Source organism: Microbulbifer sp. ABF4_148 (genome assembly GCF_056158985.1).
The window spans coordinates 1975540-2001672 of sequence record NZ_JBSWUI010000001.1; the positions used below are offsets into that span (position 1 = coordinate 1975540).

Here is a 26133-nt window from a genome sequence, read left to right on the forward strand (position 1 = left end):
TGAGATCGCTATGGCGCAGGCATTGGTAGGCGTAATCGGTGGCAGTGGGCTTTACCAGATGGAAGGGCTGGAAGATCCGCAGGAGCATTTTCTGGAGACGCCTTACGGCAAGCCTTCTGATGCCATTATTACCGGCAATCTTCACGGTGTGCCGGTTGCGTTCCTCGCCCGGCATGGTCGCGGCCACCGGCTGATCCCCTCTGAAGTTCCCTATCGTGCCAACCTGTACGCGCTGCGCGCACTGGGTGTGCGCTATCTGCTGTCCCTCTCTGCCGTCGGCTCTTTGCGGGAGGACGTCCGCCCGCTGGATATGTTGATCCCGGACCAGTTCATCGATATGACGCGCAAGCGCGAGATGACCTTCTTTGGTGATGGGGCAGTGGCCCATGTTTCCATGGCCGACCCGGTTTGCCCGAATGTCGCGGATGCCCTTGCCCGAGCTTTTGAGGCGACCCAACAGGATGCATCGGTAGCGCTGCACCGCGGTGGCAGCTACGTGTGTATCGAGGGGCCGCAGTTTTCCAGCCGCGCGGAATCCCACTGGTTCCGCAGCATGGGCGCTTCGGTGATCGGAATGACCAATATGCCGGAGGCGAAACTCGCCCGCGAGGCGCAGATTGCCTACGCCACCCTGGCGATGTCGACCGATTACGATTGCTGGCATCCGCAGGAGGAGGCGGTGACCGCCGAGGTCGCGATCGGCCGCCTGCAGGCCAATGCCGCCAGGGCCCAGGTGATTGCCGCCGAAGCAATACGTTTGCTGGGCAGCGAGCAGCCGGTTTCCCCCGCCCATACCGCCCTGGCCAGTGGCCTGGTAACACCGCTGGAGGCGATGGCACCAGAGCGAGCGGCTGTAATAAATACCTTCCTGAAACCGACTGAGGTTTCTGAAGAGACAGCGAGCGTCTGAGCGCCCGCGGTGATACAGAATCGGCCGGTAGGATAGATTCCGGCCACAATGGAGAGCCCATGCACGATACCTTGCCGCTGTTAGAAGTTTCGGATTTTCCGGCGTTGCGCCGGGCGCCTCTGGATACCCTGCAAATCAATATTGGCTACCGCTGTAACCAGACCTGTGTGCATTGCCATGTCAATGCGGGCCCGAATCGTACAGAAATGATGAGCGATGAGACCCTGCAGCAAGTGGTGGATGTGCTGCGTGCACAGTCATTGTCCACCCTCGATATCACCGGCGGCGCACCGGAGCTGCATGAGGGCTTCCGGCCGCTGGTGCGCGCCGCGCGGGCACTGGGCGTGCACGTGATGGATCGCTGTAACCTGACGGTGCTGTTTGAGCCTGGACAGGAAGATACCGCCGAGTTTCTGGCGGAGCATCAGGTCGAAGTCGTGGCCTCCCTGCCGTGCTATTCCCTGGAGAATGTCGACCAACAGCGTGGCAAGGGGACTTTCGACAAGAGTATCGCGGCGTTACAGCAGCTGAATGCGCTGGGCTACGGCAAGCCGGGGACTGGCTTGAAGCTGAACCTCGTGTATAACCCGCTCGGGCCGTTCCTGCCGCCGCCCCAGCAGGCGCTGGAGGACGACTACCGCCGTGAGTTGCGCGCGCACTTTGATGTGGAGTTTACCCAGCTGTTTGCCCTGGCCAATATGCCGATCAAGCGGTTTGGTTCCACGCTGGTGTCCAAGGGGCAATTCAACGAATACATGCAGCTGCTCAAGGATAATTACAGTGAGGACAATCTGGCCGGTGTGATGTGTCGTAATCTGGTGAGCGTCGACTGGCAGGGAAACCTGTACGATTGCGATTTTAACCAGCAACTGGCGCTGCCGTTGCCGGGACGTTTGCATTTGCGCGACCTGTTGGAGCGCGATCTGAATAACGCGCCGATTCGCATCGCTGACCACTGTTTTGGGTGTACCGCGGGGCAGGGCAGTAGTTGCGGCGGCGCGCTCTGAGTTTTTATAGGTTCTGGAGTTTATAGTGAGCAAAAAGCTTGTTGTACTCATTGTGCTCGCTGTACTGGCGACGGCATTTTTCCTGTTCGACCTGCATCAGGTGCTGACTTTTGAAAACCTGAAAGCCGGACACGAGGAGTTCCGCAATATTCAGGCAGCTTCGCCGTTACTGGTGGCGCTGGTGTTCTTCCTGTTCTATGTGGCGGTCACCGGGTTGTCGTTGCCCGGGGCGGCCATCATGACCCTCGCCGCCGGTGCCCTGTTTGACTTGTTCTGGGGCACGGTGATTGTCTCGTTTGCTTCCACCATTGGGGCAACCCTGGCGTTCCTGGTTTCCCGCTATTTATTGCATGACTGGGTGCAAGCGCGCTTTGGTGATCGGCTCGAAACAATCAATAGCGGTATGGAAAAAGAGGGGGCCTTTTACCTGTTCGCTTTGCGTCTTGTGCCTTTGTTCCCCTTTTTCGTTATCAATATCCTGATGGGGCTCACCAAGCTGAAGCCCTGGACGTTTTACTGGGTCAGCCAGCTGGGCATGCTGCCCGGCACCATCGTGTACGTTAACGCCGGTACCCAGCTCGCACAGATCGAAAGCCCCGGCGATATCCTGTCGCCGCAGTTGCTGCTTTCCTTCGTGTTGCTTGGCCTGTTCCCGCTGCTCGCCAAACGTGTACTGGCTGTCGTGAAGCGAATGCGAGGCGACGCCAGTGGAGGTGATGCATGAACGCGAATTTTTCTAAGCCGCGCCGGTTTGACCGCAACCTGGTCGTGATCGGTGCGGGTGCTGCCGGACTGGTCACGTCCTACATTGCCGCTGCAGTGAAAGCGCGGGTGACCCTGATTGAAGCCGGTCCGATGGGCGGCGATTGCCTCAATACCGGTTGTGTGCCCAGCAAGGCATTGATCCGCTGTGCGCGCATTGCACAGGAAGCCCGTGAAGCCCCGACGTTTGGTGTTCAGGTCGGCGAGCCCGACATTGATTTCCCCCGGGTTATGCAGCACGTGCGTGCGTCTATCGAGCAGATCGAACCCCATGACAGTGTGGAGCGATACACCGGCCTGGGCGTTGAAGTCCTGCAGGGACGCGCGCGCCTGGTTGACCCCTGGACAGTTCAGGTCAACTTGAATGACGGTGGTGAGCAACGGCTGACCGCGCGCGCGATTGTGCTCGCAACCGGTGCTGCCCCTTTGGTGCCGCCATTGCCGGGCCTCGATACGGTTGATTACCTTACCAGTGAAACCCTGTGGGATTACCTCGGAGCCTTGCCGCGCGCCCCGGAAAAGCTGCTGGTGCTGGGCGGCGGTGCGATCGGCTGTGAACTCTCGCAGGCATTGTCTCGCCTGGGTTCCCAGGTAACCCTGGTGGAAAAGGCGGAGCGACTGTTGCCTGCGGAAGATCCGGAAGTGTCGGCGACGGTGACGGCGGCGCTGCGCGAGGAGGGCGTGCAGGTCTTCACCGGTACCGAGGCGCTCGGTTTTGCCGGTGGTAATACCGCGGCGTTACGCAATGCCGACGGGGGGTTTGAGCAGGGTTTTGACACGCTGCTGCTGGCACTGGGCAGAAAGCCGCGTGTACAGGGGTTTGGTCTCGAGGAGTTGGCTCTGCTGGACGAGGGGCGTTTGTCCCTCGATGATCATTTGCGCACGGGGTATCCGCATATTCTCGCTGCCGGTGACCTGGCCGGGCCTTTTCAGTTTACGCATATGGCATCCCATCAGGCGTGGTATGCGGCCGTCAATGGCCTGTTTGGGGACCTGAAAAAATTCCGCGTGGATTACTCGCTGGTGCCGCGTGCGGTATTTGTCGATCCTGAAGTCGCCAGTGTCGGCTTGACGGAAGAACAGGCGAAAGCGCAGGGCGTGGCTTATACCGTGTCGCGCTACGATCTCGACGACCTCGATCGGGCGATTGTCGAGGGGCGTGCACGTGGCTTCGTAAAGGTACTGACGGTGCCGGGTAAAGACCGCATTCTCGGCGCCACCATCGTGGGCGAAAATGCCGGAGAATTGATTGCGGAGTTTGTGCTCGCCATGAAGCACAAGCTGGGTCTGAACAAGCTGCTCGGTACGATCCATATTTACCCGACCCTGATGGAAGCCAATCGATTTGTTGCGGGCAACTGGAAGCGTGCGCACGCACCCCAGGGGGCCCTGCGCTGGCTGGAGCGATTCCATCGCTGGCGCAGGGGCTGACATGTCTGCGACGCAGTTAACTGTCGTGGTGCCGGTGCTCAACGAGCGCGATCAAGTTCCTGCATTGGCGCACCAGTTGCGTGTACTTGAGGTGGACCCTCGATGCCAGGTGATTGTCGTGGATGGTGGTAGTGACGATGGCTCCGCGCAGGCGTTAAGTGAGTCCGGACTGACGGTGATCTCGTCAGAGCGTGGCCGCGCCCTGCAGATGAACACCGGCGCCGAGCAAGCGGCTGGGGAAATTGTGCTGTTTCTTCACGCCGATACCTGCTTGCCGGACAATGCCCTCGACCGTGTGATAAAAGCGCTGGCGCCTGGACGACACTGGGGGCGGTTCGACGTGCGTATCGCCGGTCGTAGTCTCTGGTTTCCCCTGATCGGTTTGATGATCAACCTGCGGTCTCGATTCACCGGCATCGCCACCGGTGATCAGGCGATCTTCGTGCGTCGCGATGTTTTCGAGCGCATACAGGGGTTTCCCGCGCAGCCGCTTATGGAAGATATCGAGTTGAGCAAGCGCCTGCTGTGCCAGCAGAGACCCGTGTGCCTGCGGGACAAAGTGTCTACTTCTGGACGGCGCTGGGAGTGCCGCGGGGTGTGGCGAACCATCTTGCTGATGTGGCGATTGCGTTTTGATTACTGGCGGGGCGTCCCCGCTGCTGCAATCGCCGCTCGCTACCGCTAGGTGATGCATGACGCCCGGTTCCAGCTCTCCCATTCGGATCATTGTTTTTGCCAAGGCGCCAGAGCCCGGAATGGCGAAAACTCGCTTGATACCCGCATTGGGGCCAGGGGGCGCCGCGCGACTCGCTGAGGCGATGCTATGGCATACCCTCGACGCGGCACTTGCCTGTGGTGCCGATGTAGTCGAACTCTGTGTCGCGCCGGGCGTTGATCATGTCTTTTGGCAGGCTGCCGGTCTGCCCGATGCGGTGCAGCTTTCCTCTCAGGGGGACGGTGATCTGGGGGCGCGCATGTGGCGTGCCGCCAGTCGGGCGCTGGGTCGAGGAGAGTTCGTGGTCCTGATAGGGACGGATTGTCCTGCGCTGGATGGCGCACATCTGCGGGCTGCGGCTCAGGCGTTGCGAGAGCACGACGTGGTGATACATCCGGCGCTTGACGGCGGTTATACCCTGATGGGATTAAGCCGGCCGGCGGCAAACCTGTTTCAGGGGATCGAGTGGAGCACAGAACGCGTGGCAGCCCAGACACGCGCGCGCATTGCTGATGGGCAATTCGATGCGCTATGGCTGCAGGAACTACCGGATGTTGATGAGCCTGCGGACCTACAGCATCTGCCCCCCGCGTTGCGCGAGGTCATTGAGCCGTTTTCCTGATGAGCGTGCAGGTGCATCCTGCGTGCATTCTGGAGCTCTGCGGGAGTAGGGGCGCCTAGAGCGCGGGCACGGTGCCGCTATTGGTTTCGACCCGCTCTGCATTGGCCAGGGCTTCCAGCTCTTCCTGCTTGGCGCGGGCGATGCGCTGCTCTTCAATGCGGCCGCTCCAGGTCAGCAGTGCCTGGTAGTGACGAATATTCTTTACGTAGGTGACCGGCTCCCAGCCGCGCGCGTAACCGTGCTTGCTGTGCTTGTAGTACTGACGCTTGGCCAGCAGTGGGAGATGATCGCGAACGTCGGCCCAGCGATCGGGGTTGCCACCCATTTTTTCGGTCAGGATGCGGGCATCTTCGAGGTGGCCGTAGCCCACGTTGTAGGAGGCCAGTGCCATCCAGGTGCGATCGGGTTCACGGATACGCTCGGGGATCTTTTCACGGATCTGGGCGATATAGCGCGCGCCGCCGTCAATGCTCTGTAGCGGGTCCAGGCGGTTCACGCCGAGTTCGCGTGCGGTGCCCAGCGTCAGCATCATCAGGCCGCGAACCCCGGTGCGTGAGCGGGCCTTGGGGTTCCAGTGGGATTCCTGGTAACTGAGGGCAGCCAGCAGTTCCCAGTCGATATTGTATTTCTCGCCAGCCGCTTTGAGGGCATCGCGCCATTTGGGCAGGCGTTCGCGGGTATTCTTGGCAAACGCCTGGGCACCACCGGGATTGAGGGTGCTGACATGCCCGAAGAACTCTTCACGCAGCTCGGAAACCAGGCCGTTGGTATTGGCGCGCAGCATAAAGTGCCGCGCGGCGCGGTACAGGCTGTCGTCATCTGACTTGGGGAAAGCCCAGGAAACGGGCTGGAACTGGGTGAGATTGAAGGCGATGTGGGTGTTGGGATACAGGCCCCGGTGAACGGAGTAGGCATGGGAGTCGACAACCGCGTAATGGAACTGGCCGTCGTTCACCATTTCTACCAGCTCTGTCGCATCCACTTCCGGAATTTCTTCCCACTCGAGGCCGGGATAGCGTTCCGACAGTTTGCGCAGCTCCTCGGCGTGGGCACTACCGGCGAGCACCGCCAGCTTCTTGCCCTCGAGGTCCGCGACTTTGCGCGGCCGTTGCTCGCCCAGGCGGTAAATCACTTGCTGGCGAATCTCAAAGTAAGAGGGGGTGAAGCGCACCTGCTCGCGGCGCTCCGGGGTGACCGTCAGGCCCGCTGCGGCCAGGTGGATCGGGCTCTCGGTGTCGGTGTCCTGCAGGCGTGAGAAGATCTCTGTCAGGCTGTAGGTATTGCGGATTTCCAGCTCGACGCCGAGATCGGCGGCGAAGGCTTCCAGCAGACCATATTCGAAGCCAGTATGGGTGCCGCTGGCGTCTTCGTAGTAGGTGGTGGGGCCATTCTGCGACAGGACCACGAGCTTGCCAGAGGCTTTTATTTGCTCGAGCGTGTTCGGGGCTTTGCTGGCGACCAGCAGAGAAGCACAGAGGGCCAGAGCCAGGCCTTTGACAAGGCGTCGGCTGTAGCGCAAAACACGGCTTTTCGTGATCATAAACAGTCCCCTCTGGTCCTTCAGCTGTGATTTCGCCAGCATTTTCGGGCGCTCTGCGCCTCATCCCAGCTGGCTCTGGCAGCGGTCGACGGGGCTCTTCCTGAGCTCGGGTGTCGACAAAAGGTGGCCGATTCTACCCCATCTGGCGATAAATTGCTCATTGGCGGTTGTTTGAACCGAGAGCCAATCGCTTGCAGCCACGCTGTAAGTCTAGTAGAGCCGGCTAAACTCCTCGGAGGTGGCCGGCAAAATTGGCGCATAAGGCCACTTCGACACCAGGATCCAGAAGCGAGTTCAGCCCTTCCTGCCGCGTCTTACAGATCGCGGCTCAAGGCAGTGTCGATGGCGCGGAGCTTCGGGTACAATTGCGCCCGCTCCAATTCCGGTCCCGGCGCCGAAACCGGCCGCGCGGACCTAATTTCAGACCAAGAGGCCAACTCCCGCGATGCTAGTACTGCGTGGTGCTCCTGCACTGTCGAAATTTCGCCATCAAAAATTACTCAGCCAGCTACGCGGTATTCAGCCCGCCATCAGCGATATCTACGCTGAATACGTGCACTTTGCCGACTCTCCGGCACTGGCCGAGCGCGAGCACGCCCTGTTAGAGCGTTTGCTGCAGTACGGCCCCACCGAGGAGAAGCATGCCCCGGAAGGCGAGCTGCTGTTGGTGGTGCCGCGCCCCGGCACGATCTCTCCCTGGTCCTCCAAGGCCACCGATATCGCCCACAACGCCGGACTCGAGCAGGTCAAGCGGCTGGAGCGCGGTATGGCCTACTACGTTACCGGCGTGAAATTAACCCAGGCTGAACGAGAGGCTTTGGCCGCCGCGTTGCACGACCGTATGGTGGAGAACGTATTCGCCAGCTTTGATGAAGCTGAGCAGCTGTTTGTCGAAGAAAAGCCGCGCGAGCTGACCACGGTCGATATCCTCGATGGTGGCCGCGGTGCGTTGGAGCAGGCCAATGTGACCCTGGGCCTGGCGCTGGCTGAAGACGAGATCGATTACCTGGTCACCAGCTTCGAGGAGCTGGAGCGCAACCCCACCGATGTGGAGCTGATGATGTTCGCCCAGGCGAACTCCGAGCACTGCCGCCACAAGATCTTCAACGCCAGCTGGACCATCGATGGCGAGGAAATGCCGCACTCCCTGTTCGGCATGATCCGCAATACCTACCAGAAGGGTGGTGAGAACGTACTGTCTGCCTATGCGGATAACGCAGCGGTCGTTACCGGTTCTGAGGCGGGCCGCTTCTACCCGGATCCCGAGACCAAATCCTATGGCTTCAGCCACGAAGCCATTCACCTGCTGATGAAGGTGGAGACCCATAACCATCCCACCGCGATCGCGCCCTTCCCGGGGGCGGGTACCGGTGCCGGCGGTGAGATCCGTGATGAGGGCGCTGTGGGCCGGGGCTCCAAGCCCAAGGTGGGCCTGACAGGCTTTACCGTTTCCAACCTGCAGATTCCGGGCTTTGAACAGCCGTGGGAAGCCGATTATGGCAAGCCCGAGCGCATCGTGACGGCACTCGACATCATGATCGAGGGCCCCATTGGCGGTGCCGCGTTTAACAATGAGTTCGGCCGCCCGAATATCTGTGGTTACTTCCGTACCTTTGAAGAAAACTTTGCTGGCGAACGCCGCGGCTACCACAAGCCGATCATGCTGGCCGGTGGCTACGGCAATATCCGCGAAGAGCATATTGATAAGCCCGAGTTCCAGCCCGGAGCCAAGCTGGTCGTACTGGGCGGCCCGGCGATGCTGATCGGCCTGGGTGGTGGTGCCGCGTCGAGTATGGCAAGTGGCTCCAGCTCCGAGGATCTGGACTTTGCCTCTGTTCAGCGCCAGAACCCGGAAATCGAGCGACGTTGCCAGGAAGTGATTGACCAGTGCTGGCAGCTGGGCGCCAAGAACCCGATCGCGTTTATCCATGACGTGGGTGCTGGCGGTCTGTCCAATGCCTTCCCGGAGCTGGTCAAAGACGGTGGCACCGGTGGCCGCTTTGAACTGCGCAATGTGCCGTGCGATGAGCCGGGCATGAGCCCGCTGGAGATTTGGTGTAACGAATCCCAGGAGCGCTATGTCATGGCGGTCATGCCGGAAGATCTGGCCCGCTTCGAACAAATTTGCGAGCGCGAGCGCTGCCCCTACGCAGTAGTGGGTGAGGCCACCGAAGAGAAACACCTGCTGCTGAACGACACTGTGTTTGAAGCCAAGCCGGTGGACCTGCCAATGACCGTGCTGTTTGGCAAACCGCCGCGTATGCACCGTGAGGCCACCAAACGCGACGTGGCAAAGGTGACCTTCGAGACGAAAGGCATTGACCTGAATGAAGCGGCGGATCGCGTATTGCGCCTGCCAACCGTTGCCAGCAAGAACTTCCTGATCACCATTGGCGACCGCACCGTAACCGGCATGGTTTCCCGCGATCAGATGGTGGGTCCGTGGCAGGTGCCGGTAGCGGACTGCGCCGTTACCACCGTGGCCTATGACAGCTACGCCGGTGAGGCGATGTCGATGGGCGAGCGCACGCCAGTTGCGCTGCTGGATGCCCCGGCCTCCGGTCGTCTGGCGGTGGGAGAAGCCATCACCAATATCGCCTGTACCCCGATTGCACAGCTGTCTGACATCAAACTGTCGGCCAACTGGATGTGTGCCGCTGGCCATCCGGGCGAAGAAGAGAAGCTCTACCGTACCGTGGAGGCCATTGGTATGGACCTCTGTCCGGAGCTGGGTATCACCATCCCGGTGGGCAAGGATTCCATGTCCATGCGCACCGCCTGGAATGACGAGGGTGAAGACAAAGCGGTAACCGCACCGCTGTCGTTGGTCATCTCTGCATTCAGCCCGGTGATCGACGTACGCAAAACGGCAACACCGCAGCTGCGCACCGACAAGGGTGAGAGCGCGCTGATTCTGGTGGACCTCGGTGCTGGTCAGAATCGCCTGGGTGGATCCTGCCTGGCGCAGGTGTACAACCAGCTTGGTGATGTGCCGGCGGACTTGGATGACGCCAAAGCGTTGAAGGGCTTCTTCGACGTTGTGCAGGACGCCCTGCAGAATGACCGGGTCATTGCCTACCACGACCGCGCTGACGGTGGTCTGTTTGTCACCCTGGCAGAAATGATGTTTGCCGGTCGCGTCGGTGTGGATGTTGATATTTACGAGCTGGGTGAGAACCCGCTGGCGGCACTGTTTAGTGAAGAACTGGGTGCGGTGCTGCAGGTACCTGCCTGTGATGCGGAAATGATGGTCGGCCAGTTTGCCGCTGCCGGTGTGCCGGCTCACCAGATTGGTGAACTGAACAATCACGGCCGTCTGCGCATTACCTTCAACGGTACCGAGATCTTCAGTCGCGAACGCGCTGACCTGCAGCGTATCTGGTCTGAGACCAGCTACAAGATCCAGTCCCTGCGTGACAATGCCGAGTGTGCCGAGCAGGAATTCGCTGCGATCAGCAAGACTGATCCAGGTCTGTCCGCGCACCTCAGCTATGACATCAACGAGGATGTTGCCGCACCGTATATCAGTAAAGGGGTACGCCCGCAGGTTGCGATCCTGCGCGAGCAGGGTGTGAACAGCCAGGTCGAAATGGCGCACTCGTTCCACCGCGCGGGTTTCGATGCGGTGGACGTGCATATGAGCGATATTCTCGCTGGCCGCGTTACCCTCGATGGCTTTAAAGGCCTGGTGGGCTGTGGTGGCTTCTCGTACGGCGATGTACTGGGCGCTGGTGAGGGCTGGGCCAAGACGATTCTGTTCAACCCGCGCGCGCGTGACCAATTTGAAGGTTTCTTTAACCGCAAAGATACCTTCGGCCTGGGGGTGTGTAACGGCTGTCAGATGTTCTCTGTCATCAAGGAATTGATTCCCGGTGCCAACCACTGGCCGCGTTTTGTACGCAACCTGTCTGAGCAATATGAAGCGCGCTTCGCGTTGGTGGGTGTGGAGGAATCGCCGTCTGTCCTGTTCAAGGGGATGGCCGGCAGCTACATGCCGGTGGCCGTCGCCCACGGTGAAGGTCGGGTGGAATTTGCCAGCCAGCAGGCACTGGAAGCCTGTGAGCAGTCTGGCACCATTGCCATGCGCTACCTGAACAATCACCAGCAAATTACCGAGACTTATCCGGCCAACCCGAATGGCTCGGTAAATGGTATTACTTCCCTGTGTTCCGAGGACGGTCGCGTGAGCATCATGATGCCGCACCCGGAGCGTGTTGCCCGGACGGTCAGCAACAGCTGGCATCCGGACGACTGGCAGGAAGATTCCGGCTGGATGCGCCTGTTCCGCAATGCGCGGGTCTTCGTTGATTAATCGGTTGGTCTCCTCGCTGATCAACGAAAAGCCCACTCTTTGAGTGGGCTTTTTTATGTCCGCAGCAGGCTGGTCAGGCATCGGAAAATGATGTTTGAACATGGTGTCGATTGTGAGCCATGGTGGCCTGAGGGCAGGTCAACGGCATGAAAATAGTCTTTACTGAAAGAGGGCTTGAACAGTTATTGGTTTCAGTAAAGGTGCCGAGTCATGTCGTCAGATCACAATCACTTGCAGCAGAATCCCACTACAGACCGCAGTAGTCGCAGGCGCTGGCTGAAGGGGTTGGTGGCGCTGGGTGCTGGAGCTGCTGGGCTGGGGGCAAGCCAGGCGGGTATCGGGGTGCGCGAGCGTTTGGGGATGGACAGTCGAACTGGCCACGCGAGCGCCCTGACCCGCGAGAAGCGGAACAAAATGACCCCGGACGAGATCATTGCGTGGATGTTGGCTGGTAACGCGCGTTTTCGTACCGGCAATATGAAGGGGCAGGATTATCTGGCACAAATGCGTGCGACGGCGGGTGGGCAGTATCCTGCGGCGGCAATCCTGAGCTGCGTGGACTCGCGGGCACCGGCAGAGATCCTGATGGATATGGGCATTGGTGATGCTTTTAACGCCAGAGTGGCAGGTAACATTTTTTGCACTGAGTTACTTGGCAGTATGGAGTTTGCCTGCGCAGTGGCGGGGGCAAAAGTCATCATGGTGATGGGACACACAGGCTGTGGTGCAGTGAAGGGTGCGATCAACCGAGTGAAGCTAGAAAACGTGACCCGTCTGGTGGAAGCGATTCAGCCTGCGGTCGCAGCGACACCCTACGATGGGGAGCGTACCGGTAACAATGAGGAATTTGTTAATCTGGTGGTGCGCACTAATGTGAACCAGACACTCGAAAAAATCCGCTCCAGTAACGTGCTGAAAAAAATGGAAGATGAAGGCAAAATCAAAGCGGTAGGAGCCATCTATCACCTCAGTGATGGGCGGATGGAGGTTTTGCCAAGGGCTAGCTAGTCAGGCTGTCGCACCATCTGGCGCAGTGCGCTGGAGTTTTCTTTCTCTCACTACTGCTGGTGCGCCGATACTCCGGCTGCCAGCAATTTGCATATTTCCTGCTACACTTAAAAGGTTAGCCACAATAACTTTTTAGATATGGTGCAGGATCAGCAACCGTTCGCCGATTACACCACCGGGCTTTCACCACAGCGCAAAGAGCGGGTGGAGGCCTTGCACCGTTTTATTATCGAAAATTTCCCCTCGGCGCAGGTTTCCCTCAAGTACAAGATGCCCACGTATGAGTTTGGCAAAGGCTGGATTGCGGTGGCCAGCCAGAAAAATTACGTTTCACTCTATACCTGTGCGCGCGAGCACATCCAGTCCTATCTCGATATCCATCCCAAGGTGAAGCACGGTACTGGATGTATCAATTTTCGTGACGGCGATGAGATCGCCTGGGCGGACCTGGGGCCGGTTTTGGCATCAGCATTTAACAAGGATGATTAAGGAGGCCGCAATGGCTTACAACGAGGATCTGGCAGAGAAAGTCCGTACGCTACTTCAGCCCAATGAAGGGCTGACGGAGAAGCAAATGTTTGGCGGTCTCGCATTTATGCTGAACGGCCATATGGCCTGTGGCGTGGTCGGTGAGGAGTTGATGGTTCGGGTTGGTCCCGATAATTATCAGGACGCCCTGGGCGAACGTTATACCCGCCCCATGGATTACACCGGTCGCCCGCTGAAGGGTATGGTGTATGTAGAAGAGGACGCCATTGCGGCGGACCTGGATGGTTGGGTAAACCGCGGCGTGGATTTTGCGGGTTCCCTACCGCCCAAATAGGGCCTCTCGACAATCCGTCGTTAATCGGAAACGAAACAATAAAGCCCCGCATTCGGACCCGATGCGGGGCTTTATTGTTTCCAGGCTGTGGTAAAACCGTCCTAAGTGAATTTCAGATGCCGGTTGATGGGCAGGTCGCGGATCCGTTTGCCGCTCGCAGCAAAAATGGCATTGGTGATGCTCGGTGCGACCGGCGGCACAGCGGGCTCGCCGACACCGGCCGGTGCTTCCTTGGAATCCACAATTTCCACCGTCATGGGCGGACTCTGATGCATCCGTAACAATGGGTAGTCGTGGAAGTTGCTGTTGGTAACAGCACCATTTTCCATGCGGATTTCACCCATTAGTGCCAGGCTCAAGCCGAACACCATCGACCCTTCCATTTGTGAATGCACGCGATCCGGATTCACTGGCAGGCCCACATCGGCGACGCAGTGCATCTCCAGAATATCCAGTTTGCCTTCCGCGACTTTGACTTTGGTAGCGATACCGATATAGGAAAGGAAACTGCGGTGGACCGCGATACCCCATCCTTCCCCTTCGCCGGCTTCGTGATCGCCCCTGGCATTCAGGTCCGCTTTTTTCGCCAGGCGTTTTAGTACCGCCTTGAGTCGACCGGTATCGACCGGAAACTTCTCCAGGGGCTCACCGTAGTTACCGTATTTATAGTCGCCCTGGCTGGGATTGATTTGCCGGTCTTTACCAATGAGTTCCAGCAGGAATCGATCCGGGCGCTTGCCGCTCTCGTGCGCGAGTTCATCTGCAAAGCTGCTGACCCCGAAGGCGTTCTGGATATTCGATACCGAGCGTAACCAGCCAATGCGTGCATGGTATTCCGCTTGCTGGGTTTCTGTCTGGCGATTGGGAATGTCGTAAGGCATATCCGACATGCCGAGATCCAGCTCGAATGATGCCGGATGATCGGCCCCTGCCTGGAAGGTGCCGCCGATACTGGGGAAAGCCGTCCGTTGAAGCCAGCCGGTCACGCGGCCTTTGTCATCGAGTGCGCCCTGGAAATACGCCGCACTGATCGCGTGGTAATAATCGTGGTGAATGTCATCTTCGCGGCTCCAGACCACTTTCACCGGGCGTTTCATTTTGCGTGACAGCAATGCTGCTTCGATCACAAAGTCGGGCTTGGATTTGCGTCCGAAACCGCCGCCCAGCAGGGTGACGTTGACCTTGATTTTTTCTGGCGGCAGCCCCAGTGCACCACCGACATTCTGCTGTACGGATTGCGGGTCCTGTACACAGGCCCACACTTCGCACCCGTCGTCCGTGGTCATTGCCGTAGCAGCAGGTGGCTCCATGGTGGCGTGGGCAAGATAGGGGGCGGTATACAGCGCGCTATGGTTTTTTGCGGCGGCACTTTGTGCGCTGGCAAAGTCACCGTGGCTGGTCAGCGTGCGGCCGGGCTGTTGCACCCGTTCTTTCAGGGTCGCGAGATAGGCCTCGCTGTTGTGTTCACTGTTGTTGCTGTCGCTCCACTCGATCTTGAGCTGCTTGCGGGCTTTCATCGCGCTCCAGGTATTGTCGGCAAGCACCGCGACACCGCTGAGGGGATGGAATAGTGGGGGTTCGATACCACCATCGAGCCGCTCGATGGCGACCACGCCCTTGACGTTACGCGCGGCGCTGTCATCCAGTTTGGCGATCTTGGATCCCAGCACCGGCGCGCGCTCGATACTGGCAATCAGCATATTGTCGATCACGACGTCCTGGCCAAAGAGGGCTTTGCCGACCACCATATCTGGCGTGTCGACGGTATCCACTGGTTTGCCGATGTACCGGAACGCCTTGCTGTCTTTCAGCTTAAGGGTGGATTCATCGGGCACGGGCTGGCGTGCGGCCGCTTCCGCCAGCTCGCCAAAGCGCAGGCTGCGACTGGTGGGTATATGTTGCACGGTGTGATTGACGGCTCGGCATTCGCTCGCCGGCACTTTCCAGGTTTCAGCGGCGGCGTTCTCCAGCATGGCGCGGGCGCTCGCGCCCATCTTGCGCATTGCATCGAAGAATCGGCGGATACTGCGCGAGCCATCGGTATTCTGACTGCCATAGCGGGCGTCACCCAGTCCCTGCACAATGTTGACCTTGTTCCAGTCGGCTTCCAGCTCGTCGGCAACCACCTGTGGCAGGCCGGTGCGAATTCCCTGGCCCATCTCTGAGCGGTGGCACACGATGGACACGGTATCGTCAGGGTGGACACTTACAAACAGGTTGAGCTCGCCATTATCGGCGAGGCCCTGCGCCCAGGCCGGCTGCCAGCCGGGTAATGCTGAGCCGAGTACCAGCCCACCGGTGGTCAGTCCGGTGATTTGCAGGAAGCGACGGCGATCGATACGGGTGATTGATTGAGCCATTAGCTTTGCCCTCCCTGTTGGCTTTTTACCGGGCCGGCATCGTAGGCGAGGCCATTGGCGGCATCTTTGATGGCTGCCTTGATGCGCGGGTAGGTGCCGCAGCGGCAGAGGTTGCCACTCATGGCCTTGTCGATGTCGCTGTCACTGGGATTCGAATTGCTGGCCAACAGCGCGGCGGCGGACATCAGCTGGCCACTCTGGCAGTAGCCGCACTGGGGCACGTTGTGCTTGATCCAGGCTTGCTGCAGCGCGTGATCACCTTTCTCGGAGAGGCCCTCGATCGTGGTGATCTGCTTGCCGGCCACCGCACTGGCGGGTGTGACACAGGAGCGGATCGGCTGGCCATCCACGTGTACCGTGCAGGCACCACACAGCGCCATGCCGCAGCCAAATTTGGTTCCGGTTAGTTGCAGCGTGTCACGCAGCACCCACAGCAGCGGCGTATCATTGTCGACATCGATTTCTCGGGTCTTACCGTTTACGGTAATTTGCATGGCTGGTCTCCGTAGGCTCGCCAGTCTTCAGGGGTGTCAATATCCCGCGCTGCCGCGGGTAATGGGTACTCCAGGATTTCTGCAGCATGTGCAGCATCTTGTGGCGTGCGCAGCAAGTGCCGTGCGCCACTGTCACCATCGAGTGCGCACAGTTGTTCAAAACAGCTGCGCGGAAATACGGCCGGCACTGCCCGGCGTCCGGCATAAGTGCTACACACAATGGTCGCCTCTGGCCTGCTGGCGTCACGCCATCTCTGGATCAGCCGCCGGTAGTCGGCGGACGCAATAGCGGGCTGATCCGCCAGGGCCACGAGTAGCGCATCCGCCATTGGCTCTGTGTCGCGCAGGTGGGACGCCGCAAACGCAATCGATTGCCCCATGCCGCGTTGCCATGCCAGGTTTCGAATCATCGGTAACTCGGGGTGTCGCCTGACCAGTGCTTCGTGCCAGGCGCCACTCACAATGGTGACTTCGTGCATGCCTGCAGCCGCCAGGGTGTCCACGGTGTGCTGCAACAGACTGCGCTCGTGAATTTCTTCCAGCAGCTTGCAGTTGCCATAGCGGCTGGACGCTCCGGCGGCCAGTACAATGGCCTGTATATTCGGCGTGGATGCATTCATCCGCTTGCTGCGACCAAAGACGGTGAGGCAGCGATGGGATCTTCCCGGGTCAATCCGCGGGCGCTCGCGTCAAACAGTACCGCGTGCATTTCTGCACACGTGGCCAGAGCAATACTTTCCGGTAATTCGCCGCCCAGATCGAGGCCAATCGGCGCATGCAAACGTGTGTGCCGATTGACGTCGGCCAGTTCCATACCGACGAGCTCCAGGACGCGATCACGGCGACTTGCCGGGCCCAATAACCCGAGATACCGCAGGGATGGTAAGGGCTGCCGCGTGAGCAACTCCAGGGCATCCGCGTCCATCTGCAGGTTATGCGACATCAAGACGGCCGCATCAAACTGACGGAGGTCCGCGACCTCGGCCAACTCACAGGGCGCGCAGTGATGCAGTGTGCATCCGGGAAAGTAGGCGGCACGGCCGTTGGCCGGGCGCGCATCGCAGAGGCTGACCTGCCACCCCTGGCTGCGGCAAAGCTCCGCCATCGGGCGGGCATCGATGCCAGCGCCGATCAGCAGTACGTGAGGCACCGGAGCGGCGGGCGTCTGTAACCACTCGCCATCATTGTCGGTGATGAGTGTGGCTTTTGCGGGTAGACGACCGGCGGTCGGTATAACGATGGCGCTTGCGGTTTCGCCATCGACGGCGATCTTCTGACGATAGATGCAGCCTTCCCGCCGCAGCAGGTGTGCGCGCAGTTGATCGAGGTGCAGGTAATCAGTTTGCGGGAGCACGGGCTGCAACAGGATATGAACGGTTCCACCGCAGCCGATACCGAGCTGGAAGGCGAAGTCGTCTTCGTCACTGCCGTCGTAACACAGCGTGGCAGATTGGGCTGTCTGCAATACCCGTTGTGCATGGCGCTGAATGTCGGACTCCAGGCAGCCCCCACTCAGCAGGCCGTAATGCTTGCCGAGGCTGTCGAATAGCATCATGGCACCAGCCTTGCGGTAGCAGGGGCCCGAGGTGCGGAAAATCGTACCCAGCACCCACTCCCGACCATGCTTTTGCTGGTGCCAGAGTTCTAGCAATTCCTGCAGCTGGTTTGCCATGTGTTCTTTTCTGAATGGTTGTTATTGTTTTGGGCGTACAGCCACACAGGGCGGTTGTCGCAGGGTATTCATGCTACCGCTTCAGTGTTGCTATTCAAGTGCAAGCTGCCATGTGGCGCGTCGTCACACCCGGCCAGTCACTCTGCCCATCGATTGTTACGCAGGTTCTGCCGTTTGGGTTTTGTCGCTGCGCTGGCTTTTTCGTGCGTGTTGCACGAGAGAAGGCTCTCGCTGTGCCTTGGCGTTTTGCATGCGCAGCGCTTCGCGGTAAACCTTGTCCGAGACAATGTACTCTTCTGCGCGCTGGTTGATATCGGCATAGCGACCGTTGAGCTCGGCGATCTTCTCCGAGAGGTGTGCCAGGTCGAGGATGCGGTCGAAGTAGAGTGCGATCAGTCGCTCGCACTCCCGCGCGACAGCAAGGTATTCGTTGCCGATTTCCCGATGCCCCTCGTAATTCTTCTTAAAGTTAAAAAAGGTTTGCACGCCACCCAGCAGGGCGGTGATGAGTGCGAGAAAGGCGCCGGTCCACTTGCTCCAGTCCGGGAGCTCAGCATTGATCAGTGAGAAAAACAGCGAGCCCAGAATCAGGTTGATAATCACGATCGGCACACCGCAGAGTACGTGCAAATTGCGACCTTTCATCGAAGCGCGAAAGTGACTGTGTTTACACAGGTGGGAATTCCAGCGGAGCTTTTCCAGGACTTCAACCGTATTCGGGATGCTGGACATCGGACTTCCTTGTGTTGGTCGAGCTGACGGAGATGCTGTGTATTGCGTGCCACAGTGTGCCGTGACTGGCCGGTAATTCCTAGTGCCGGCATGGATATTATTGGGTAGCTGGAAATCCACCTTTTATTTCCTTATTTTCGGTTAAAGGATGGAAATTCAGCTCTTATTGGTTTTATATTAATAGTTGAAAAAGCAGCTTCAATTGGGCTATTTTGCTGCTAATAGCTTTAATTTCATCTATTAATGATATGGACGCCAGAACAGATCGACAGATTTTGGAAGGGTTGGGGGAGCGCCTGCGTGCGCAGCGCTTGCTGGCCGACCTGACCCAGGCGCAGCTGGCCAGCCGGGCCGGGCTCTCTGTTTCCACCGTAAAGGGGCTCGAAGCCGGACGCGGACGCTTGGATAGCCTGGTTGCAGTGCTGCGCGAGCTCGGGCAGCTGTCGGGCCTTGATGGCTTGCTGCCAGAGCCGGGATTCAGTCCATTGCAGCTGGCGGAACGGAAAGGGCTGCCGCGTCAGCGGGCAAGTGGTCGCCGACCACAAAAACGGACCCGTCCCAAGTCCGACTGGTAACAGCAGATCTCTGATCTATCGGGGGAGATACATGGTTGAGCGTATTGAAACTGCCATTGTGCGCATGTGGGGGCGGCGCGTTGGGGCGGTGTCCTGGCACCCCAACGGCTATGGCGTGTTCGAATATGATCCGGAGTTCGCCCATTCAGGTCTCGAAGTGTCGCCTCTGTTCATGCCCACGGATGGGGGACAAACCCTGTTCTCTTTTCCCGGGCTGAGTCGTGAAACCTATCGGGGGCTTCCGGGATTGTTGGCGGATGCGTTGCCGGACAAATTTGGTAACGCGATTATTGATGCCTGGCTGGCGCGGCAGGGGCGGACGCCCGCCGAGTTCAGCCCAATCGAGCGGCTCTGTTACACCGGAACACGTGGCATGGGTGCGCTGGAATTTGAACCGGCCGTGGATAACCGTTTTCGGGAGTCGGCACCGGTTGAGATTGCCGAGCTGGTGGCCCTGGCCCAACAGGTAACCCACCGCCAGCGCGGTCTGACATCGCAATTTGGAAATGGCGGGGGCGCAGATGCCGATGCCCTGGGAGATATTCTCCGCGTAGGGACCAGTGCCGGCGGCGCGCGCGCGAAAGCGGTGATCGCCATTAACAGCAGCGGAGATGTGCGTTCCGGACAAGTCCCGGCGCCCCCCGGCTTTGATTACTGGCTGCTGAAGTTTGACGGTGTCGACGATATTGAGCTGGGTGCTTCACAGGGGTTCGGGCGCATTGAATATGCTTACTACCTGATGGCACAGGCCGCTGGAATTGAGATGTCGGAGTCCCGCCTGTTACAGGAGGGGGGGCGTGCGCACTTTATGACCCGTCGATTTGATCGCGTTACCGCGGAGGCGGGCACCGAAAAGGTCCACATGCTGTCGCTTTGTGGTCTCGGGCATCTGGATTTCAATCAGGCGGGAGCACACTCCTACGAGCAGATCTTTTCGGTCATGCGTGCCCTGGGGCTGCCGAAAAGTGAGGCGATCCAGCAATACCGACGTATGGTCTTCAATGTACTGGCGCGTAACCAGGATGACCACACAAAAAATACCGCTTTCACGATGAGCCGTGACGGGCAGTGGGCGCTGTCTCCCGCATTTGACTTGACCTATGCCCATAATCCCGGTGGTCAATGGACGAGCCAGCACCAGATGACGTTGAACGGCAAACGCGATCATTTTGTACTGGAAGATCTGATCGCTGTTGGTGAGTCAATCAGTATCAAAAAGCCGGTGGCATTGATCGAAGAGGTGGGTGAAGCTGTGGCAGGCTGGCCCCGCTTTGCCGAGCAGGCGGGCGTACGCGAAGACGTGATGCAGGAAATTGCCGGGAACCATCGTCGCTTTTCGCGGCGGTAAGTGTACCTCGGCCCGGGCTGGTTCCGCTGGCTTGGCGATGGCTGTAGTACCATCCCCCCACATTTAGTTGGCCTGACATGGCTTGTGAGCGAGACAAAGAATAAGAAGTTGGAGAGAGCGTGACGAGGCGATTATTTATTCCGCTGGGGCCACTGTTGGCCGCAGCTTTCTATTTCGGCCTGACGGCATCGGGTATGGCATACCTGCCGGCAATTACGGCAGCGATCACGCTGCTCACGGTGATCTGGTGGATCACTGAAGCCCTGCCGATTCCAGCCACGTCGCTGGTACCCTTTGTACTGTTGCCGGTGTTTGGGGTTGCCGATCACAAGCTGGTCGCGTCTTCTCTGGGCAGTCATGTCATTTTATTGCTGATGGGCGCATTTATTCTGTCGACGGCACTGGAGAAAAGTGGCGCACATGAGCGGCTCGCACTGTATATGTTGCGGATTGTCGGAGTTTCCAGCGGGCGCCGGATGGTACTGGCGTTTATGCTCGCGGCTGGCTTGCTCAGCATGTGGATATCCAATACCGCGACCATCCTGATGATGTTGCCGATTGCACTCGCGATTCTGAACCGCGCCGATAACCATCGACTGACCATTGCGCTGGTACTCGGGATTGCCTATGCGTCCAGCCTCGGTGGAGTCGGTAGCCCGCTGGGCACACCTCCCAATGTGATTTTTATGGGGATCTATGAGGAGTTTACCGGCTATGAATTCAGTTTCTTCGACTGGCTGAAAATCGGTATTCCCATTGTGCTGGTGACGCTACCGTTGATGGCCCTGTGGTTAACTCGCAATGTGTCGCTGGAAAAACCCATTGAGGTACCCACGGTCGGCCCCTGGCGTACGGAAGAGATCCGCACGTTGGCGGTCTTCGCTGTCGCCATTGTGTTGTGGGTGACGCGGCGGGAGCCATTTGGTGGCTGGAGCGGCCTGTTCGGTATCGAAGGGGCTGGTGACAGTACCGTTGCGCTGGGGGCGGCGGTAGCGATGTTTATGATCCCCAATGGCAAGGGCGGCCGGCTGCTGGACTGGCAAACTGCCGAGCGAATTCCCTGGGGAATGCTATTGCTTTTCGCCGGTGGTATCGCGATTGCCAAGGGATTCACCGCATCAGGCCTGAGTGACATGCTGGGCGATGGGTTGACCTTCCTGACGACGATGCCGGTATGGCTGATGCTGGTGTTGCTGTGCCTGTCCGTGACATTCCTGACGGAAATTACCAGCAATACCGCGACGGCGACGCTGTTGATGCCGATCCTCGCGGTCGCAGCGGCCTCTGCTGGGCTGGATCCAAAAGTGCTGATGATACCTGCTGCGATGTGCGCCAGTTGTGCATTTATGTTGCCGGTTGCTACGGCACCGAACGCCATTGCTTACGGCACAGGAAAAGTGCGTATTCAGGAAATGGTGAGGGAAGGGGCCATTTTGAGCGTGCTGGCCTCGCTGGTGATTGCCGGTTTTAGCTGGTTGCTGTTGCTATAGGGCGTGATCGGCAGGGCAGGTGCAGATGGTGATCTTTGAAATGCGAGTGATAAGACTGAATTGGATGAAAGAGAAGCATGCGAAAATTTAGCGATATTGAAGCGCCGGTGATCGAACGTTTCGGTGGCGAAGGTGCGCTCGAGCAGCAGCTGAAAAAGCCAAAGTCTGCTGCCGCTCTGAAGCGGATCGAAAATGGTCGCTGGTTATCGGAAGTCTCCAAGGCGGTGATGCAGGCAGGTTTTAACTGGAAAGTTGTTGAAAAGAAATGGCCGCGCATTGAAGAGATTTTTCACGGCTTTGATCTGCATCATTGTGCGTTCATGCCCGATGACGGCTTGGAAGCGGTGATGAAAGAAGAGGGGATGATCAAGCATTGGGCCAAGACCAAGGCCATTCGTGACAATGCCACGTATTTCCTGGAGCTCTCTCGCGCACACAGTGGCCTGGGTAATTACTTTGCCAGCTGGGACATCGCCAGCTATTCCGATAATTTACGTGCGTTGCGAAAGGGCGGTTCGCGGTTGGGAGGAAAGACTGCACAGGTCTTCCTGCGCCGTATGGGGGTGGATACCCTGATCTTCTCTCCTGACATGGTGCAAGCACTGATTCGGGAGGGGGTAGTGACCAAGACACCGTCTTCGCAGCGCGATTGGTCTGCCGTACAGGATGCGGTGCTGGAGTGGCATGCAGAGAGCGGTCGGGGGCTGAATGGCATCAGCCAGATTCTTGCCTATTCTGTTGGCTAGGTACCACGTCGCTAGGTACTACGGGGCTAGGTACTACGGGGCTAGGTACCACGGGGCTAGGTACCGCGGGGCTGCTTGGGTCCGGCCTGAACAGGTTTACGCCGTTTGCCGCGTTGCTCGCTTGCGGCCAGTGGTTGCGAGCCAAAAGAGGTAGCCGGCCACCACCACGTCAAAAGAAAGACAGGCAACCGCGTACCAGCGCGGTGCGACCTCACTGCCGGGTCCGTAGAGATGCAGTGCGGCATCCCATAGCGGATGCAGCAACCAGCCCACCCCGATCCAGACCACGCCTTTCTTGCTCCCTAACAGAAAAAAGACTCCATACAGCAAGACGCCCAGCCCCTCGATAAGTATCCAGATGGCGGATCCCCAGGCGATCGCGAATCCGATATAGATAATGGCTGCGATAACCAGGCCCTGCCCAAAGAGCTTCGCCTGGGTTTCGATGCGTTTGCCGCGGGCCCACCAAATCAATGGCAAGGCAGCGAGAGCGCCGAGTAGTAACCACAGAATATCCATCACGGGAATTGCCTTAGCCTGAGCTTGATATCGAAAGCGGAAAGCCAGTTATTATTGGGGCTTGATTGTAAAATCCACCGACAGCTCTGCTTCATAAACCAATTCGTCAAACGAGGCGTCCGTTGGCTCCGGTTGGCGAAAGCTCGATGTGTCAGCGACGCGGGCTGCGGTCACCACCACTTCTTCCAGCGCGCTAGCACCGGCGGTGGCACGATGGTCGATACGGGAAGAGCGAATGCCGATCGGCTCCAGCGATACCCCCAGAACCTCTTCATACTCCGCTTTCTGTTCCATGATCTTGGCGAGTGCCAGCTTTTTGACTTCTTTGCTGTAGGCATCCTCCTGCGTATGTTCGAACGTGGTATCGGACAGTTCCACTTCCGCATTTTGATCGGCCAAGCGTGCAATCTCCTGCAACTGCGATTCACTGTCGATGGTGACCGCGACCCGGTTGATGACTTTGTAGCTGCTTGGTTTCTTACCAAGCCAGCCGTACTGGGGGGAGGAAGAGAAGCGGGAATTCTTGATGTGGTCCGCCGGAACCCCCGCGCTGGTCAACGAAGTAGCCAGTTGCTGACGAATGCGACTGTTCGTGGCGATGGCTTCCGCCAGCAAGCGCGCGTCTGTGGTGACGACCAGGCTGACAATCGCGCGATCGGAATATGCGGTCTTTTCAGCCTCCGCAAAAATCACCACCGTCCGCGCCTCGGGGTAGAGAAGGCCTCGCAGATCCTGAGGTGTGCCCTTCAGTTCTGGTATTGCGAGTGTTGGGCTCGAAAGCAGGCTGGCGGCAATCCACAATACGATGCGCTTCATCATCAATGCTCCGGATTCAGAATAGAAAGTTGGCTGCCATCACTGGCAGCCTTGCTGGGAATAGTTGTATCACCGTGACGAAACCGTGTCACGGTTTCGCATCAACTGGCCTGGCTGAGCAGGGTCAGGACTTCGAGAATTGTGAGTGCTTCCTGAATTTGTGAAGAGGGCGTGTCAAACTCATCGCGCCCGGCGACCACCGTTTGCATGGTGTCCTGCAGCAGGCTGAGGTCGGCGTTGGCGATCGGCAGGCTGTGGGTAAGATACATGACTGTTTTCAACCACTGTCGATGATCCTGATAGTCCGCGTCGGCGCGGCTGGCGGCGGCGAGAAAACGCTGTCCATCGGTCTGCAGTGTGGAAATATGTTCCCGGAACAGGTTTTCCTGCTCTTGCTGTTGCGCGCGCTGGAGCAGGCTGTTGAGGCTGCCCATTTGGCCCTGAATCTGATTGAGGTTGGCCGTCAGCTGGCCCACGTTGTCATCGACCTGTCCCATCCATCCCTCGAAGGCCTGCAGTTGTGCCTGCAAGGTCTCCCCGGAGTTGGCCAAAACCCCTTCAAACTGCTGTACATGTTCATTGAGCTTGGCCTGACCATTGCTGGCGAGTGCAAGTTGGTTTTCCAGCGCCAGCGAAAACTGGTTCACGGCATCGCTGTTGCCAAACTCTTCCAATGCACCGCTGACATTGCTGTCCAGCTTGGAATCCATGGCTTCGAGCTTATCGGAGACCACGCCCGTCATCAGTACGGGTGCTAATACCGCAATGACAAAGGCGAGGGTGATGCCATAGAAGCTGCGCCCGAGGCTGGCGAGATGATCCCAGGTTGCCTGTTTGAGCTCTTTGATAAAGCGGCGAAAGAAGGATGGTTTGTTGAGATTTTCGATCGATTCCTTGATCGCTTCCCGCTCGTTTACCGAAGCTTCATGCAACAGTTCACCAATCTGCTCTGCTGGCGTGGTAGCGGATTCCGGTGAACTCTGTTCTGGATTTGACGGCGTGGGTTGCTCGGGATTCGATGATGATCGTTGTTGGGGTTTTTCTTCCGGTCCCGGGGGAATCTGGTCTGCCATGGTGACTTCTCCTTGTCAGGGCCGGGTATCAGCTGGCCACGAGGGTATATTGCTGCGCGATGCTCGGACATCCACTTCCTGCGCTTCGATGCGCGTAACCATGCCGGAATCCGATGGATTGTGCAATATTTATGCAGGGTGGGCTGTTATGTCTCAGGCAAGCTACTCGATCCATCGCTGCGCGTTTGACCGGTTGATCCAGATTTCCGTACTCTGAGTACTAGATCTCCAATAAAGACCGTTCAGGATAAAACTATGTGCAACGAACAAAGCAATAAAGAAGCGGAAGCGTATTTCCTTAACCGGGGCCTGAGCCGACGGGACTTCGGCCGCCTGGGACTCGGCGCCGCATTGGCAACCCTGTTACCTGGGGCCTGGGCTTCGAACCTGACTGAAAAAGAAGTGAAGATTGCGACACCCGATGGGGAAGCCGATGCGTACTTTGTGCACCCTGCGAACGGTAGGCATCCCGGTGTGATCCTGTGGCCCGATATTTTTGGTATTCGCCCAGCGTATCGGCAAATGGGGAAGCGCCTGGCAGAAGAGGGCTATTCCGTTCTGGTGGTTAATCCTTACTATCGCACCATGCAGGGTAGCCTGTTGCCTGCCGACACTACCGTGATCGGCCCGGAGTTGCGCAAGTCTATCTGGCCGAAGGCGAGGGAGCAGGCGGGGACTCTGTCTAGTGCGACGGCGGTCAGAGACGGGCGTGCTTTTGTTCAGTTTCTGGATAGCCAGCCTTCTGTCGATGTTGCCAGAAAAATCGGCACCCTGGGTTTTTGCATGACTGGGTCATACGCGTTCCGCCTGGCTGCTGACATGCCCGAGCGGATTGGAGCGGGAGCCTCGTTTCATGGCGGTCGACTGGTCACTGATCGTGAGGATAGCCCTCATCGTCTGGTGCCAAAGATTGATGCAGGTTTTCTGGTGGCGATTGCCGAGAACGACGATGAGCGCGATCCGGAAGCGAAAGTCGAACTGCGCAAGGCTTTTGATGCGGCAGGAAAGCAAGCGGAGATCGAAGTCTACGAGGACACCCTGCATGGCTGGTGCCCATCAGACTCCATGGCCCATAACCCGGCCCAGGCAGAGCGCGCTCGTAATCGACTGCTGGCATTGTTCAAGGCCAACCTCGGTTAAGCGTATCCCTGCCCACCCCTGTCCACCCTCGCCGGGTG

Annotated in this window: 24 protein-coding genes; 15 read left to right on the top strand and 9 right to left on the bottom strand. The window is 58.6% G+C overall.

The features are described 5' to 3' along the window. The first annotated feature begins 10 nt into the window (after positions 1-10). From mtnP to ACXAD0_RS08585, 6 genes are read left to right on the top strand one after another with little or no spacing between them, the layout of a single operon-like run. Entirely contained in the window at positions 11-910 is a 900-nt protein-coding gene (mtnP, locus tag ACXAD0_RS08560) for an S-methyl-5'-thioadenosine phosphorylase (RefSeq protein WP_475087955.1), read from the top strand. Positions 911-969: 59 nt separating this feature from the next. Further along, entirely contained in the window at positions 970-1917 is a 948-nt protein-coding gene (arsS, locus tag ACXAD0_RS08565; RefSeq protein ID WP_475087956.1) for an arsenosugar biosynthesis radical SAM (seleno)protein ArsS, read from the top strand. Between the two features lie 25 nt (positions 1918-1942). Then, a complete protein-coding gene (locus tag ACXAD0_RS08570; protein ID WP_475087957.1) occupies positions 1943-2641 on the top strand; it encodes a TVP38/TMEM64 family protein in 699 nt (232 codons plus the stop codon). Then, complete coding sequence (locus ACXAD0_RS08575) at positions 2638-4110, top strand: dihydrolipoyl dehydrogenase family protein (protein WP_475087958.1); 1473 nt, start codon at positions 2638-2640, stop codon at positions 4108-4110. Before ACXAD0_RS08570 ends, ACXAD0_RS08575 begins: the two co-directional genes overlap by 4 nt. Before the next feature lies 1 nt (position 4111). After that, a complete protein-coding gene (locus ACXAD0_RS08580) occupies positions 4112-4795 on the top strand; it encodes a TIGR04283 family arsenosugar biosynthesis glycosyltransferase (protein WP_475087959.1) in 684 nt (227 codons plus the stop codon). A gap of 7 nt (positions 4796-4802) precedes the next feature. Further along, on the top strand, positions 4803-5447 hold the full coding sequence (locus tag ACXAD0_RS08585; protein ID WP_475087960.1) for a TIGR04282 family arsenosugar biosynthesis glycosyltransferase: 645 nt from the start codon (positions 4803-4805) through the stop codon (positions 5445-5447). A 55-nt stretch (positions 5448-5502) separates the two neighbouring features. Here the strand turns inward: ACXAD0_RS08585 and mltF are convergent, their stop codons facing one another. Then, entirely contained in the window at positions 5503-6987 is a 1485-nt protein-coding gene (gene mltF, locus ACXAD0_RS08590; RefSeq protein ID WP_475087961.1) for a membrane-bound lytic murein transglycosylase MltF, read from the bottom strand. 445 nt (positions 6988-7432) lie between these two features. On the opposite strand from mltF, the gene purL reads away from it, so the two are divergent. From purL to ACXAD0_RS08610, 4 genes are all read left to right on the top strand, one after another. Next, positions 7433-11299 carry a phosphoribosylformylglycinamidine synthase gene (purL, locus tag ACXAD0_RS08595; protein WP_475087962.1) on the top strand — a complete coding sequence of 1289 codons (3867 nt, stop codon included), beginning with the start codon at positions 7433-7435 and terminating at the stop codon, positions 11297-11299. A gap of 210 nt (positions 11300-11509) precedes the next feature. Further along, entirely contained in the window at positions 11510-12307 is a 798-nt protein-coding gene (locus tag ACXAD0_RS08600) for a carbonic anhydrase family protein (protein ID WP_475087963.1), read from the top strand. A gap of 138 nt (positions 12308-12445) precedes the next feature. Continuing rightward, positions 12446-12796 carry an iron chaperone gene (locus ACXAD0_RS08605; protein ID WP_475087964.1) on the top strand — a complete coding sequence of 117 codons (351 nt, stop codon included), beginning with the start codon at positions 12446-12448 and terminating at the stop codon, positions 12794-12796. Between the two features lie 10 nt (positions 12797-12806). After that, positions 12807-13130 carry a TfoX/Sxy family protein gene (locus ACXAD0_RS08610; protein WP_475087965.1) on the top strand — a complete coding sequence of 108 codons (324 nt, stop codon included), beginning with the start codon at positions 12807-12809 and terminating at the stop codon, positions 13128-13130. 101 nt (positions 13131-13231) lie between these two features. On the opposite strand, the gene ACXAD0_RS08615 is transcribed toward ACXAD0_RS08610, so the two are convergent. The 5 genes from ACXAD0_RS08615 to ACXAD0_RS08635 form a co-directional block, all read right to left on the bottom strand. Further along, on the bottom strand, positions 13232-15490 hold the full coding sequence (locus tag ACXAD0_RS08615; RefSeq protein WP_475087966.1) for a xanthine dehydrogenase family protein molybdopterin-binding subunit: 2259 nt from the start codon (positions 15488-15490) through the stop codon (positions 13232-13234). Then, entirely contained in the window at positions 15490-15984 is a 495-nt protein-coding gene (locus ACXAD0_RS08620; protein ID WP_475087967.1) for a (2Fe-2S)-binding protein, read from the bottom strand. Before ACXAD0_RS08620 ends, ACXAD0_RS08615 begins: the two co-directional genes overlap by 1 nt. Continuing rightward, a complete protein-coding gene (locus ACXAD0_RS08625; protein WP_475087968.1) occupies positions 15969-16604 on the bottom strand; it encodes a nucleotidyltransferase family protein in 636 nt (211 codons plus the stop codon). The genes ACXAD0_RS08620 and ACXAD0_RS08625 overlap by 16 nt, the downstream gene beginning before the upstream one ends. Then, the gene (locus ACXAD0_RS08630) at positions 16601-17656 is read right to left on the bottom strand and encodes an XdhC family protein (RefSeq protein WP_475087969.1); all 1056 of its coding nucleotides are present in this window, start codon (positions 17654-17656) and stop codon (positions 16601-16603) included. Before ACXAD0_RS08630 ends, ACXAD0_RS08625 begins: the two co-directional genes overlap by 4 nt. 156 nt (positions 17657-17812) lie before the next feature. Next, complete coding sequence (locus tag ACXAD0_RS08635) at positions 17813-18388, bottom strand: SLATT domain-containing protein (RefSeq protein WP_475087970.1); 576 nt, start codon at positions 18386-18388, stop codon at positions 17813-17815. A gap of 248 nt (positions 18389-18636) precedes the next feature. Between ACXAD0_RS08635 and ACXAD0_RS08640 the strand changes: the two genes are divergently transcribed. The 4 genes from ACXAD0_RS08640 to ACXAD0_RS08655 all read left to right on the top strand — a co-directional run bounded on the left by ACXAD0_RS08640 (position 18637) and on the right by ACXAD0_RS08655 (position 22547). Beyond that, positions 18637-18963, top strand: coding sequence for a helix-turn-helix domain-containing protein (locus ACXAD0_RS08640; protein WP_475087971.1), 327 nt, complete (start codon positions 18637-18639; stop codon positions 18961-18963). A gap of 31 nt (positions 18964-18994) precedes the next feature. Then, positions 18995-20311 (top strand): type II toxin-antitoxin system HipA family toxin, encoded by a 1317-nt coding sequence (locus tag ACXAD0_RS08645; RefSeq protein ID WP_475087972.1) that lies wholly within the window; start codon positions 18995-18997, stop codon positions 20309-20311. Between the two features lie 119 nt (positions 20312-20430). Further along, a complete protein-coding gene (locus ACXAD0_RS08650; RefSeq protein WP_475087973.1) occupies positions 20431-21801 on the top strand; it encodes an SLC13 family permease in 1371 nt (456 codons plus the stop codon). 77 nt (positions 21802-21878) lie between these two features. Next, on the top strand, positions 21879-22547 hold the full coding sequence (locus ACXAD0_RS08655) for a DNA-3-methyladenine glycosylase I (RefSeq protein WP_475087974.1): 669 nt from the start codon (positions 21879-21881) through the stop codon (positions 22545-22547). Positions 22548-22643: 96 nt separating this feature from the next. Here ACXAD0_RS08655 and ACXAD0_RS08660 read toward each other — a convergent pair whose 3' ends face one another. The 3 genes from ACXAD0_RS08660 to ACXAD0_RS08670 all read right to left on the bottom strand — a co-directional run bounded on the left by ACXAD0_RS08660 (position 22644) and on the right by ACXAD0_RS08670 (position 24955). After that, positions 22644-23066, bottom strand: coding sequence for a DUF6010 family protein (locus tag ACXAD0_RS08660; RefSeq protein ID WP_475090348.1), 423 nt, complete (start codon positions 23064-23066; stop codon positions 22644-22646). Positions 23067-23117: 51 nt separating this feature from the next. Next, entirely contained in the window at positions 23118-23885 is a 768-nt protein-coding gene (locus ACXAD0_RS08665; RefSeq protein WP_475087975.1) for an SIMPL domain-containing protein, read from the bottom strand. A 98-nt stretch (positions 23886-23983) separates the two neighbouring features. Then, on the bottom strand, positions 23984-24955 hold the full coding sequence (locus tag ACXAD0_RS08670; protein WP_475087976.1) for a hypothetical protein: 972 nt from the start codon (positions 24953-24955) through the stop codon (positions 23984-23986). A gap of 255 nt (positions 24956-25210) precedes the next feature. Between ACXAD0_RS08670 and ACXAD0_RS08675 the strand changes: the two genes are divergently transcribed. Next, entirely contained in the window at positions 25211-26095 is an 885-nt protein-coding gene (locus tag ACXAD0_RS08675) for a dienelactone hydrolase family protein (protein WP_475087977.1), read from the top strand. Positions 26096-26133 lie beyond the last annotated feature (38 nt).